Annotated in this window: 11 protein-coding genes; 4 read left to right on the top strand and 7 right to left on the bottom strand. The window is 66.7% G+C overall.

Going from position 1 to position 12,749, the window contains the following annotated elements:
• Positions 1 to 63: 63 nt before the first annotated feature.
• On the top strand, positions 64 to 1,371 hold the full coding sequence (locus GKZ92_RS04800; RefSeq protein WP_006358292.1) for an ISL3 family transposase: 1,308 nt from the start codon (positions 64 to 66) through the stop codon (positions 1,369 to 1,371).
• Positions 1,372 to 1,453: 82 nt separating this feature from the next.
• On the opposite strand, the gene GKZ92_RS04795 is transcribed toward GKZ92_RS04800, so the two are convergent.
• From GKZ92_RS04795 to GKZ92_RS04770, 6 genes are all read right to left on the bottom strand, one after another.
• The gene (locus GKZ92_RS04795; protein ID WP_006358608.1) at positions 1,454 to 2,599 is read right to left on the bottom strand and encodes a glycosyltransferase; all 1,146 of its coding nucleotides are present in this window, start codon (positions 2,597 to 2,599) and stop codon (positions 1,454 to 1,456) included.
• Positions 2,600 to 2,604: 5 nt separating this feature from the next.
• Entirely contained in the window at positions 2,605 to 3,819 is a 1,215-nt protein-coding gene (locus tag GKZ92_RS04790; RefSeq protein WP_155225040.1) for a lipopolysaccharide biosynthesis protein, read from the bottom strand.
• Positions 3,807 to 4,961: a glycosyltransferase gene (locus GKZ92_RS04785; RefSeq protein WP_230461898.1), complete on the bottom strand. Its 1,155-nt coding sequence runs from the start codon at positions 4,959 to 4,961 to the stop codon at positions 3,807 to 3,809. Before GKZ92_RS04785 ends, GKZ92_RS04790 begins: the two co-directional genes overlap by 13 nt.
• Before the next feature lie 11 nt (positions 4,962 to 4,972).
• Positions 4,973 to 5,599 (bottom strand): acyltransferase, encoded by a 627-nt coding sequence (locus GKZ92_RS04780; RefSeq protein ID WP_006358605.1) that lies wholly within the window; start codon positions 5,597 to 5,599, stop codon positions 4,973 to 4,975.
• 8 nt (positions 5,600 to 5,607) lie between these two features.
• Entirely contained in the window at positions 5,608 to 6,723 is a 1,116-nt protein-coding gene (locus GKZ92_RS04775) for a glycosyltransferase (protein ID WP_042375517.1), read from the bottom strand.
• A gap of 231 nt (positions 6,724 to 6,954) precedes the next feature.
• Entirely contained in the window at positions 6,955 to 8,022 is a 1,068-nt protein-coding gene (locus GKZ92_RS04770; RefSeq protein ID WP_006358603.1) for a cellulase family glycosylhydrolase, read from the bottom strand.
• Positions 8,023 to 8,244: 222 nt separating this feature from the next.
• On the opposite strand from GKZ92_RS04770, the gene GKZ92_RS04765 reads away from it, so the two are divergent.
• The 3 genes from GKZ92_RS04765 to GKZ92_RS04755 are packed head-to-tail and all read left to right on the top strand — an operon-like array spanning position 8,245 to position 11,749.
• Positions 8,245 to 9,240 (top strand): GDP-mannose 4,6-dehydratase, encoded by a 996-nt coding sequence (locus tag GKZ92_RS04765; protein WP_006358602.1) that lies wholly within the window; start codon positions 8,245 to 8,247, stop codon positions 9,238 to 9,240.
• Positions 9,237 to 10,226 (top strand): GDP-mannose 4,6-dehydratase, encoded by a 990-nt coding sequence (locus GKZ92_RS04760; protein WP_155225038.1) that lies wholly within the window; start codon positions 9,237 to 9,239, stop codon positions 10,224 to 10,226. Before GKZ92_RS04765 ends, GKZ92_RS04760 begins: the two co-directional genes overlap by 4 nt.
• A complete protein-coding gene (locus tag GKZ92_RS04755) occupies positions 10,223 to 11,749 on the top strand; it encodes a sugar transferase (RefSeq protein ID WP_042375519.1) in 1,527 nt (508 codons plus the stop codon). Before GKZ92_RS04760 ends, GKZ92_RS04755 begins: the two co-directional genes overlap by 4 nt.
• Positions 11,750 to 11,851: 102 nt before the next feature.
• Here the strand turns inward: GKZ92_RS04755 and GKZ92_RS04750 are convergent, their stop codons facing one another.
• Positions 11,852 to 12,748, bottom strand: a complete 897-nt coding sequence (locus tag GKZ92_RS04750; protein WP_006358599.1) for a sialate O-acetylesterase — start codon at positions 12,746 to 12,748, stop codon at positions 11,852 to 11,854.
• Position 12,749 lies beyond the last annotated feature (1 nt).

The following is a 12,749-nucleotide window of genomic DNA, read 5'->3' as shown; positions in this document are numbered from 1 at the left end:
CGGGTCCTGTGGTGTGAAGATGAAAGCCCCTACACCTCATCACTCACACCGACAGGACCCTCGTTGCAGCGTAGCGCCATTGCCGACACGATTTGCCGCACGATCGAACTCGGGGTGACGATCACCGATGCCGCTCTCGACGGCGAGGATCGCACACACCTGTTCTGCGAGGTCTTGGCCCCGAAGAGTAGCTGCCCGAGGTGCGAGCGGGCGGGTCGGTTGCGTGATCATGTCGATCGTGAGGTGGCAGATCTACCGATCGTGGGCCATCCGACCCGGTTGCATCTGAGGGTGCCGCGCTACGCCTGCGAGAACGGCGCGTGTGGTCAGGGCATCTTTCGCGCCGACATCTCGGCGATCGTCGCGCCGCGCGCGGCGGTGACGCGCCGCACGATCGCGTGGATTCTTCGGCGGATGATTCTGGACAAGATGAGCGTCTCTGCGGTCGCCGCGTCGGTCGGGTTGGGCTGGAACACCGTGAATGCCCTCGCGTTGCAGGCGGCGCGTACGGTGGCTTCGGCGCCTGGCCGACTCGACGGTGTCAGGGTTCTCGGTGTTGATGAGCACAAGTGGAAACATGTTCGCGGCAATGGTGATTCGAGTTTCGTGACCGTGCTGGTCGACCTCACACCGATTGTGGATGGGACCGGGTCGGCGCGCTTGCTGGATATGGTGGGCGGCCGGTCCAAAGCGGCGTTGAAGGACTGGCTCGATGCCCGCGATGACTCCTTTCGGGACCGGATCCGGGTGGTCACCATGGACGGATTCACCGGGTATCGCACCGCGACCGCCGAGGCATTGGATAAGGCGCGGGCGGTGATGGACCCGTTCCACGTGGTCCATCTGGCCGCCGAGAAGCTCACAGTGTGTCGTCAACGCGTGCAACACGATACGTGTGGGCACCGCGGCCGCACGGGTGATCCGCTCTACGGTATCCGCCGACCACTGCTGACCCGGATCGCGTTGCTGACAGACAAGCAGAAGGCCCGGCTACGTAGCGGGTTGGAGGCTCACGAGGAGCACGTGGCCGTCTCGGTCACCTACGCGATCTACCAAGAGCTGATCAACGCCTACGGCCAGGAGAACAAGCGTGACGGCAAGATCGCGATGTACAAGCTGCTCAAACGGATTCATACCGGCGTTCCGTCCGGGCTGGCAGAGTTGGCCCAACTCGGCCGATCATTATGGGCGCGGCGTGCCGAGATCTTGGCCTACTTCGACACCGGCGCCTCCAACGGACCCGTCGAAGCGATCAACGGCCGCCTGGAACACCTCCGCGGGATCGCGTTGGGCTTCCGCAACCTCAACCACTACATCTTGCGGTCACTCATCCACTCCGGCGGCCTCGCACAACACCTCGACGCACTCTGAATCAGGAAGAGCCGGCAAACTGTTGCGAAAATCGGGCAGACGGCTGTCGGCCATTCGAGCGACACCACTCCATCCGCTGACGTCAATGGTCGACCGGAACCGGCCCCCGACTCAGAAGTGTTTCGACGGCCTGATGGGGAATGCGCTGCTCCCACCGTTCCGCATTCGCCTCGAAAATCCGCGCGCCCTCTTTCTGCGCCAGATCGGCGTCGAGCAGAAACGCGCGCGCGCGTTCGACGAACTCGTCGGGATCGTCGTAGGCCGTCAGCCCGAAGACCGGTTCGAGCGAACCGATGGCGGCGGTGGTGCCCACCACGGGCAGACCACGGCCGGCGGCGTCGAGGAGCTTCACCCGGACCCCGCCCCCGGTCCGGATGGGGGCGACGAGGGCACGGCAGGTGCCGAGGAACGCGTCGAGGTCCTCCACGAAGCCGATGTCACGGACGCCGTCGGGCAGCGGCGGTGGTGTCGCGCCCGGTTTGGGTGCGCCGACGATGCACAGCTCGGCGTCGGGGATGCCCTGCGCAATGCGCGGCCACAGGCGGAGGATCTCCAGGAAGCCCTCCTGATTCGGCGGCCAGTCCCGGGTTCCCATGAAGACGAGTCGCGGTACGTCGGCATCGGCGTCGGCGCGCGTCCCGGGCGGCAGGGTGAGATCGATCCAGCGGGCACTCGGGCACCCGCGCTCCCGGTAGAACTGCGCCTCCTCGAGGTCGTAGGTGCCGATCGCCGACGCGCTGCGCGCCACCCGGAGTTCATCGGACAGGATGCGCTTCGCCTCGAGGATCCCCGGCACTCCGCGCGTGAGCCGCCACACCAGGGATTCCGAGTTGACCGTGTTGATCACCAGTTCGCTGCGATCCACCTGCGTCGAGCGCAGGTACGACTCGGCCATGTACGAGTGCTCCGCGAGGAAGACGTCACCGTCGAGGTCGTCGAGGGTGCGGACCAGGTCGTCGGTGTCGAACCGGACGTGGCACACGCTCCGCCGGGTCCGCACGCTGTTGCCGATCAGCGCCGGGAGTCGCACAGGCGGCTTCGGCACCCGGATCACCCTGCCGTCGGCCGAGATCCGCGGAGCGTCGCCGGTGGCGAGATGGTTGGAGAGACACACGGCCCGTAGGTCGAACGATTCCGCCGCGATGTCGAAGATCACCCGGGCCAGGGCCACGTCGCCGCCGTGGTCGTGTTCGATGTCCTTGGCCATCATGAACGTCACCGTCGTCATACGCCTCACCCCTGTCTTGCGGTTTCGTCTTCTCCGGTGACGAGCCCTTCGGGCCGCACCGACCGGACATAGATCGCGAACAGGATCGCGTCGGTGACCACCGACGCGATCGCCGCTCCCACCGCACCGAAACCCGCCAGCGCGCAGACCAATCCGAGTTTGACCGGGACCAGTACGGCGGCCGCGGCGCTGCGTACCACATCGCGTCGCTGCACATAGAGCACCGTCGTCAGCACGTTGTTCATCACACGCAGTGCGACGAACAACGAGATCACCACCAGCGCCCAGGCGAGTTCGGATGAGTACGGGGTGGCGAGCAGGACGAACCCGGCCCCCATCACAAGCGCCGAGGTCGCGACCGCCATGATCACCACGTGTTTCACCGGCGGACCCGCGGTGACCGCGCCACCGGCGGCACGCAACTGCTCGTGGTAGGTCCCGGCGAGCGACATCCCGACCTGGCCGGCCGCCCAGCCGACCGTGCTCACGATCGCGAAGTATCCCGCCACATCGGAATCGGTCACCGCTCCCAGCAGCAGGATGTCGCCCTGCATGTAGAGCGCGTTCGCGAGATGCTCCCCGAACAGGATCGCGATCAGGCGAGCCGAGCCGGGGACGCCCGGGCGGGTACGCGGGACAAGCGTCGCGGCGTAGACGGCGATGACGAGATACGGTGCGAGATAACAGAAACTCGCCGTCTCGAGATCTGCCGACGGTACGAACTGCAGGTAGCCGACGGCCATTGCGATGCTCACGACCTGCCGCGTGGTGTCGAATCGCATCACCCGATCGGGGTGGCCGTCGCGCAGCGCGCGGCTCTTGACCGCGTTGAACGCGATCTCACCACCCGCGACGATCAGGGCGAACCACACCAGATACGGCGCAGCCAGACACGACGCACCCACGCCCATCAGACCGAGCCCCAACAGGATTCGCGTCACCCGCTCCGCCGCGAACGCATCCTCCGCCTCGCGGATGGCCCGCACCGCGAACGGATTGTCCAGGGGCGCCGCGATGATAGCGCCGAGCGCGAAGGCCATCGCGTACTGCCCGTAGGCGCCGATGCCGAGGTGAAAGGTGAGGGCGATGGTCCAGCCCAGACCTGCGGCTCGTCCGCCGTAGGTCCACCCGGCAGCCACGAGCGCCTTGACCAGGTTGCGTCGGTCGTCGACCGGGGCCGCCTTCTCCTCGGTGTCGGTCGCGCCGCTCAGGCCCGACACAGCGACCTCGCCCAGGTCTCGAGGTAACCGCCGACTACCTCGTCGGGTTCGCGCGCCTCGCGCATCGCCTTCAGTGCCTCGGCCATCTCGGACAGGCGATCTCGGGATTCGACGAGATCCGCGGCAGCCGTCGCCAACTCACTCACCGTCTCGTCTTCGGTGCGTCCGTCGTCGTCGACGACGCGAACGCCGCCTTCGGCCCGGAGCTCACCGAGCGCACCATGACCGGTGCACACGACCGGGGTGAGATGTGCGATCGCGTCGGTGACGACACTCGAACCGGGGAACGCCTCGCCGTAGGGACTGCGCGCACCGTAGGGCACGATGAGTGCCCGGATGGCGGAGAAGTAGGCGGGAAGGTCCGCGTCGTCGACGCCGCCCAGGATCTCCACACCGTCGATGGCGGGCAGCGCTTCGGTCCCGCGGCCGGCGATCCGGATGACGATGTCGTCGGGAAGCAGACTCCGAAGTCGTTCGACGTGCTCGAAACCCTTTCCGCGGTATACCAGTCCGAACAGTCCGACCGCTTTCGGCCGGTCCGGGGCGGACACCACCTCACCGCGGCTCCACACCGGCATGTGGGCATGGCGCACAGTCGTGTCCGGATAGGCACGGAGCAGCGATCGGACCCCGGCATCGCTCATCGCGAAGAGCGTGCGAGATCCGGCGACCCTCCGCTCGACCGCACGGGAGAGCGTCCGGAGCGGGAAATGCACGGCGTGGTTGAGCAGCTTGCGCTGCTCGAGGAACGCGACGCGCCCAGGCCACCAGACGAGTCCGGGCGGATCGTGGACGGTCGCACTGACCAGGACATCACGTCGGTGACGTTCGAGTCCGGCCGTGGGCCAGAAGGATTCGACCGAACCGCCGGAGAACTCACCGTGCACGACGACCGGACGGCCGTCCGCGGCGTCGATGAGCTCGATGATCGCCCGCCGCCGAGCACGCAGTCCGGCAACCGTGTCGGTTCCGGGCCGCGGGTGCCGGACCTCGTGGAAGTCCGCGACACGACGGCGCAGTATGCCCGCGAACACCTCCGAATAGGCGCCGACTCCGCCGGCAGTCCTCTCGGCGGCGACGTAGATCAGACGAACCCCGTCCAGGTCCGTCGTCCCCGGCTTCCCGACCGGCCCTGCTGCCATCTGGCCGGCCATCAGTAGAAGAGCGGCCGGTACTTCGGCCGGTAACGCAACGCCGACTCGGGTCGCTTGGAGATCGTCTTGGCCGGCACACCGCCGACGATGTCGAGATCGGCGACGTCCCTGCTGACGAGCGCGCACGCGGCGACCACGGCACCCCGTCCGATGCTGACGCCGCTCACGACGGTGGCGCGGCTGGCGATCCACGCGTGGTCACCGATGTACACCGGTTCGAGAATCGCCTCGAACTCCGGACTCGCCGGGTCGTGCTTTCCGGCGATGATCTGGGTGTCACTCGCGATCACCACGTTGTCACCGATGCAGATGCCCGATCGTGCGTCGAACAGGACGCGGAACCCGATGGAGCACGCCTCGCCGATCCGGATCTGGTCGATGTCGAAGACCTGACAGCCGCGCAGGATCGAGGTGTCCTTACCGATCTTCGCGCCGAACGCGCGGAGGAATCCCTGCCGGATGGTATGAGACGGGATGTAGGTGATGATGTTGTTGTACAGCAGGATTCCGACACGGTTCTTCGCCTTGGCGATCGTCGAGATCTCGGTGAAGGTGTACCGGGGGTGGAAATCCGCGCGCTGCGGAACCGTCGGTCCGGCTGGTCCCGCCGCCGGCGGTGTCGTCATTTCGGTACTCACGTTCGCTCCGCTCCTCTCGCGACCACTGCCTCGGACACGAGGTTCTTGATCTCCTTGATGAATGTCTCCTCGCCGAAGTGGGCGACGTGCGCCTTGATCTGTTCGGCATCCCAGTCGCGCGTGGCGATCTCGGCGACGGCGGCCCGGATGCTCACCGGGTCGGGTGCGTCGAAGAACACTCCGTTGACGCCTTCGGCGATGGTGTCGAGGAAACCACCCCAGCGCAGTACGGCGCACGGCTTGCCCCGCATGCCGCCCTCCAGTGGGGTCAGTCCGTAGTCCTCGTAGCTGGCCGCGACCACTGCGGTGCAGTTGTCGTACAACCAGCCCATCTCGGCGTCGGTGAGGTCGCTCAGCATGGTCACGTTCTCGGGCTTGGTTGCGCGCAACCGCTCCGCCTCGGGCCCGCGACCCACGACCACCAGATGATCGTCCGTACCACGGAAGGCGTCGATCACCGCGTCGACGTTCTTGTACGCCAGCAGGCGTGAGACACACAGATGGAACGGGCGTACCGGAATGCCGGCGGGCGCATCCGCTAACCCCGACGGCGCGAGGGGCGGGAGCACCGGCGCCGAGACCACCGTCGAATCGAGGCCGTACGCCGCCTCGATGCGGTCGCGGACCGCCCTCGAGATCGCGAGGTAGCGGTCGCACTCCCGCGCGGCCGCCCGGTCCCAGCGACGAAGTACCGGCCCGAGCAGGCGGATCGCGAGTTTCTTGACGGCACTGGAGGACTCACCGAGATAGACATCGGTCTGATAGAGCCAGCGCGCCGGCGAGTAGCAGTAGACGAGCTTGTACCCGGAGGTGTCGAAGCCGTGCGCCCAGCCACTCGAACTCACCACCACGATGTCGGCGTCGATGCGCATCCGCGAGGCCGCGAACGGCAGCACCGGCAGGGCCGACCGGTGATCGGTACGCAGTGCCGCAACACGATTCACCGGCGAGGTGATGATCGTCTTGTCCCGGAACTCCTCATAAGTCTGATCCGGCTCGTACAAGAGCGTGTAGATAGGGGCGTCCGGAAACGCCTTACTGAGGGACAGGACGACCTTTTCCGCCCCGCCCCGCTGGGTCAGATAGTCGTGGGCGATCGCCACTCTCGGCATTTTCTCCACGACGAGCCCAGCATCCATCATGTGCACCAAAGAACCACTTCTCCCCCGACGAATTTCGAGAAGAATTCTCGTGAATGGCGAGTGCACGCACTCGCGCGGACCCCGATGTCCGCTCGAAAGGAGATCGTAATGTGGAAACGCCCGCTCCGCGCGGCGTGCTCGCGATATGTGAGCTTGCCGTCGCGGAACGGGCGTGAGAATGTGCCACGGACAGTGGCGGTGTCAGACCGCTCCCAGGACGCTTGCCGCGTACTTCGGAGTCCAGTCGTGCTTGTAGATGGCACCGAAATTCTGTTCGCGATCGGCCAGATTGGTACCGGTGTCCCGGATGCTGTAGATGAACGTCGGGCCCACGAATCCCGCCGAGACGGCGAAGCCCTTCACATCCGTGATCTGTTTGGCCTGTTCCCATTCCGAGACCGCGTCGTCCGCCGTGCCGGTGGGAGCGCCGAGTTCGGTGAACCAGATCTTCTTCGCGCCGTCCCCGCGCGCGATCATCAGGTTGCGCACCGCCGGGATGTCGGTGACGGCGTTCTCCGGGTTGGCGTACAGGCCGCCGGGGAAGACGTACGGGTGCATCGCGAGCGCGTCGAAGCTGCCCTTGGCGCCGGCGTTGTACATGGCGGTGACGAAGTTCGGCGGCGAGTTCCAGCCGCCGGAACGCGCCAGACCTGCAGCGATGACGGTGGAACCCCACTGCGCCGACTTGATGGTGCTGTAGGCGGCCTTCAGGAGGGAGGTGTACCGGGCGGCGTCGACCGTCCACCCGAAGAAGATGGGCAGATTCGGCTCATTCCAGATCTGGTAGTTCGTGACCTTGCTTCCGTACCGCGCGATGAACTTCTTCAAGAAGGAACTCAGGTCGGAATTGTTCGTCGGCGGGGCGGTGAAGAAGGTTCCGGCCGGCCGGGACCAGGGCGGCGACGACACCACATTGGCGAGGACCTTGAGCCCGCGGGCACGCGCCGCATTGATGATCCGGTCCGGGGTGGACCAGTTGTACGAGTTCTTGGCCGCCTCGATCGAGTTCCAGTCGACCGTGACCCGCAGCCAGGTCGCCTTGGTCCGCTTCACCGCGTCGAGTTCGCGGCCGAGGTCGGCATCGTTGAGCCACAACAGTCCTGAGCCGCCGGCGAAGCCGAACCCGGCCGTGGTGACGGGGACCGCCGCCTCGGTGGGGCCGGCAGCGCTCCCGGAACCCAACCAGCCCGGGGCGGCGGGGGCGGAGCTCGCGGATCCGGGGACACTTCCACCGATCCCGAGGCCGAGCAACAGAGAGATGCTCACCACAAAGGCAGAGAGGAAATGGGTTCTCGATAGGCAGAAATGCCGGGATGATCGTATTCTCATGGCGCAGAGAGTACCGCCAAGTTCGGGGACCCACATGGGTGGCGGGTTCCGGACGAGGCTGTGCTCGCAGCTTTTACATGCATCTGGTCGGGGAATCAGTGCGTGTTCGAAAGTCGGTGAAAAGACACGGATGTCGTTCGCCTCGCACTGGGAGAATTGTCGATGAAATCTGCATTGATCACCGGTATCACCGGACAGGACGGCCTCTACCTCGCCGAGCTCCTGCATTCGAAGGGTTACCGGGTCGTGGGACTCGTTCGGGGACAGAACAACCCGAAGGCCGCGCGCCTTGCCGAATCGCATCCGTACGTCGACATCGTCAGCGGGAACCTGCTCGATCTGTCGAGCTTGATGCGGGCCATGACCTATGCGAATCCGGATGAGGTCTACAACCTCGGCGCCGTCTCGTTCGTCGCCTACTCGTGGCAGAATGCCCGACTGACGAGCGATGTGACCGGTACGGGCGTACTGAACATGCTCGAAGCGGTTCGTCTGCACCAGGATACGACCGGCAAGGACATCCGCTACTACCAGGCGTCGAGCTCCGAGATGTTCGGCAAGGTGCAGGAGGTCCCCCAGCGCGAGTCGACACTGCTCTGGCCGCGTTCGCCGTACGGTGTGAGCAAGGTCTTCGGCCACTACATGACCATCAACTACCGCGAGTCCTACGGCATGCACGCCAGCTCCGGAATCCTGTTCAATCACGAGTCGCCGCGTCGGGGCCCGGAGTTCGTGACCCGCAAGGTCACCCAGGCCGTCGCCCGCATCGCACTCGGCACCGACGATTCGATCGCACTGGGAAACCTGGATGCACAGCGCGACTGGGGCTTTGCCGGCGACTACGTCCGCGCCATGTGGATGATGCTGCAACAGGACATCGCCGACGACTACGTCATCTCCACCGGCGAGACACACTCCATCCGTGAGTTGCTCGACGTGGCGTTCAAGGTCGTGGGCATCGACGACTGGGAGCATCTCGTCCGCATCGACCCCCGCTTCTTCCGCCCTGCCGAGGTCGATCTCCTCATCGGCGACAGCACCAAGGCCCGTGAACTCCTCGGCTGGAAGCCCGAGGTCGGCTTCACCGAGCTGATCACGATGATGGTCGAGGCAGATCTCGACATCGAATCGAAGAAGCTGGCCGGCAAGGTCGCATGACCCCGCCACGTGCCCTTGTCACCGGCGCGAACGGGCAGGACGGGCACCTGCTGATCGAGGAATTGGTCACGAGGGGTTGGGATGTCGTCGCCTTGGTACGACCGGGCCGCGCGGTGGGTCGTGCGTCCGGTGGCGACGTGGTGATGAGCCCGGTCGACCTCGCCGACCCGGAATCGACGCGCCGCGTGATCACCGACCACGCCCCCGATCACATCTTCCACCTCGGCGCCGTGTCCTCGGTGTCGGAGAGCTGGCATGATCCGCTGACCACCGCCCGGGTGACCGCGATGTCGACCGTCGCGATACTCGAGGCGGCGTCGGCGCTCGACGACCTGGGGCAGCGCGTCCACGTCGTGAACGCCTCCAGCGCCGAGATCTTCGCCGGTTCGACGACCACCCCCCAGAACGAGACCACGCCGATCGCCCCGGCGTCGCCCTACGGAGCGGCGAAGGCGTACGGCCACACCATGGCCGGGGTTGCGAGATCGAAAGGACTGGAGGTGGCCAACGCCATCCTCTACCCGCACGAATCCCCGTTGCGCTCCACCCGTTTCGTCACCCGGAAGATCACCGCCGGGGTGGCCGCGATTGCGGCCGGGAGCACCGAACCACTTGTGTTGGGCAACCTCGACGCGCGTCGCGACTGGGGGTGGGCAGGGGACTACGTGTCCGCCATGATCGCCCTCGCCGAGAACCGGGCGAACGACGACTACGTCGTCGCGACCGGCGAATCCCACAGCGTCGGAGAGTTTGTCGCGACCGCTTTCGAGGTGGCCGGGATCTCGTCGTGGGAACACCTCGTGACCACCGATCCGTCCTTCGTGCGTCCGGCGGATGGCGTCGACCTGGTGGGTGATCCCCGCAAGATCGGCGACGAGTTCGGCTGGCGGCCGACGACCAGGTTCGCGGAAGTGGTCGAAGCAATGGGCCGGCACGACCTCGCTCTTGTGGGCGCGGACGAATCCCGGCGGGCGGCAATCGCATGACCTCGGCTCGCGACACGATCCCGGCGGATTCGGGGCCGGGGTTCCCGGGCGGATCACGACGCCTGATCGCCGTGCGCCGTAGGCAATCACGATCGCGATCATGGGTTCCGCGGTACACCAGAGCTCTCTGGTGCACCGATCTGGTCGTCGTGGTCGCCTCGGTGGCCCTGGCCCAGCGGCTCCGGTTCGGCCCCAGCGGTTCTCTCCATTCGGCCGCCGCGGTCCACATCCCGTCGATCCTCGTGTCCGCGGCACTGATCGTCGTCTGGATGGCCGCCCTCGCCGCCTTCCAGACCTACGACCGGCGGATCTTCGGCTCCGGCCCCCAGGAGTACAGCCGGGTCGTCACCGCATGCTTCGCGGTCTTCGGCGGACTGGCCATCGTCGACCTCCTCGGCGGACTGAACATCGCGCGGGGGTACCTGGCGCTCGCCCTCCCGATGGGGACCATCACCTTGTTGCTGGGCCGGAACGTCTTCCGGCGGCTCCTCGCACGGGCGAGGATCTCCGGCAGGCATCGTGAGTCGGTGCTGATGGTCGGCGGTGTCGAGTCGGTCCGGCCGACCGTTCGGCGCCTGGCGGCCGCGGCCCCGCTCGGGTACCAGGTCGTCGGCGCCTGCCTGCCGCCCGGGCATCGTGGCACCCACGCGGAGATCGACGTCGACGGCGCGGCGGTCCCGGTCCTCGGAGATTTCGACGACGTCCTCGCCGCCGTCGGGGCGTCGGGTGCGACCACGGTGGCCGTCACCTCGGCCGATGCCCTCGGGCATCAGGCGATGCAGGACCTGTCCTGGAACCTGCACGGACTCGACGTCGACATGGTCGTCGCGCCCGGCGTCACAGACGTCACCGGCCCGCGGATGATGCTGCGGCCGGTGGCCGGGTTGCCACTGCTGCACATCGATCACCCGCGCTACGAAGCAGCGACCCGGTTCCGCAAGTCCGCTCTCGATCGGTGCGGCGCAGCGCTTCTCCTTCTCGCACTGTCCCCTGTCTTCCTGATCGTCGGCGTCGCGGTGGTCGTCGACTCCGGGTTCCCGGTCTTCTATCGCGCCGACCGGGTCGGACTGGGGAACAAGAAGTTCCGCATGTGGAAGTTCCGGTCCATGGTCACCGGCGCCGACCGGATGCGCGGCGGTCTCGGCGACCGCGACGACGGCGCGGGACTGCTGTTCAAGGTTCACGACGATCCGCGGGTCACCCGGGTCGGCAAGGTGATCCGCGCCTACAGCCTCGACGAACTCCCTCAGCTCTTCAACGTCCTGACCGGGCAGATGAGTCTGGTCGGGCCGCGCCCGCCGCTGCCCGAGGAGGTGGAGAAGTACGACGGCCGGGTCGCACGGCGGATGCTCGTCAAACCCGGCATGACCGGGCTGTGGCAGGTCTCCGGACGATCCGACCTCTCCTGGGAGGAGTCGGTCCGGCTGGACCTGTCCTACGTCGAGAACTGGACCATCATGCAGGATCTGACGATCCTGTGGCGCACCGCCCGAGCAGTGGTTGCGAAGGACGGCGCCTACTGAGCCCCGGGCGCCCCCGCATCCCGCGTCCCGCGTCCCGGCAGGATCGCCACTTCGGACCGGAATCACGCGCTCCACCATGTGATTCCGAGACCGAAGTGGCGATCACTCGCTGCGGGAAGGGCCGGCGAGATCCCGATAGGCCTCGAACATCGCGCGTCCGAACTCGCGCTGCCCGGCGGAGTTGTAGTGGATCGTCTCCCCTGGGTTGTGCATGCCGTCCGGTCCCGACACGTGTGCGCACGCCGAGTGCCGGTCGGGTGTGGTGGCGTGCACCGCGGCGATGCCCGGATACTTCGGGTGTCCGGTCGCGATCTCCTCGGGCACCATCTGGCCGAGGATGAACGGTACCTCACCGAAATTGTCTCGGAGACCGGTGATCAGCGCGTCCAGGCGATCCCGGTAGACGTCGGGCGGCGTCAGCGGGACGTCACTCTCGCCCTGGTGCCACAGGATCGCGGCGAGCCGGGAGCCGGTGCTGGCAGCCGCGAGGGCATTGCCGATCTGCCGTACGGCGAGGTCGTACAGATTGACGCGCGCAGTGCGGTTCGCCGGATCCCAGCTGTAGCCGTTCTTCTGATGGAAAGACGTGTCGCCGCGAGCCGACGGGACCAGCAGCACTGCCTCACCGGTGTAGTCGGCCAGCAGGGAACCGAACGTCGTCGCGAATCCGGCCCCGGCACCGGGGATCTCGTGGAGCAGTGGGTCCTCGGCCTGCAGTATCCGCCCGCGCCGCCGGCCGCATCCCGGCCACTGGTGGACCCGCCGATCCGGCTGGCCGGGAAGCGCACCGACCCCGGACATTCCGGCACCATGCGCATTCGACTGCCCGAGAACCGCGACCACCGAGTAGTGATCGGCCGGTTCGACCACGGTCCCCGCGGCGAGTAGACGTTTGACCGCGTCTTTCGCGCGGATGATCCGCTGGGCCCTGGCCGGTGCGTCCCCGTGGATTCGCAGGTCGGACTCCGAGATCGACTGCCCCGTCGTGGGTTCGTGCATG

The sequence above is a fragment of the Gordonia sp. 135 genome (assembly GCF_009720185.1).
GTDB classification, from domain to species: Bacteria; Actinomycetota; Actinomycetes; order Mycobacteriales; family Mycobacteriaceae; genus Gordonia; species Gordonia alkanivorans.
The sequence above is the reverse complement of the archived record's forward strand: the minus strand, read 5'-3'. Positions and strand labels throughout refer to the sequence as shown.

What these genes read in the sequence shown, in the direction of transcription:
- GKZ92_RS04785 (WP_230461898.1), bottom strand. Translation starts at nt 4,961, where the DNA reads ATGGCAGCAGGGCCGGTCGGGAAGCCGGGGACGACGGACCTGGACGGG.
- GKZ92_RS04750 (WP_006358599.1), bottom strand. Translation starts at nt 12,748, where the DNA reads ATGCACGAACCCACGACGGGGCAGTCGATCTCGGAGTCCGACCTGCGA.
- GKZ92_RS04765 (WP_006358602.1), top strand. Translation starts at nt 8,245, where the DNA reads ATGAAATCTGCATTGATCACCGGTATCACCGGACAGGACGGCCTCTAC.
- GKZ92_RS04795 (WP_006358608.1), bottom strand. Translation starts at nt 2,599, where the DNA reads ATGACGACGGTGACGTTCATGATGGCCAAGGACATCGAACACGACCAC.
- GKZ92_RS04775 (WP_042375517.1), bottom strand. Translation starts at nt 6,723, where the DNA reads ATGCCGAGAGTGGCGATCGCCCACGACTATCTGACCCAGCGGGGCGGG.
- GKZ92_RS04755 (WP_042375519.1), top strand. Translation starts at nt 10,223, where the DNA reads ATGACCTCGGCTCGCGACACGATCCCGGCGGATTCGGGGCCGGGGTTC.
- GKZ92_RS04780 (WP_006358605.1), bottom strand. Translation starts at nt 5,599, where the DNA reads ATGACGACACCGCCGGCGGCGGGACCAGCCGGACCGACGGTTCCGCAG.
- GKZ92_RS04760 (WP_155225038.1), top strand. Translation starts at nt 9,237, where the DNA reads ATGACCCCGCCACGTGCCCTTGTCACCGGCGCGAACGGGCAGGACGGG.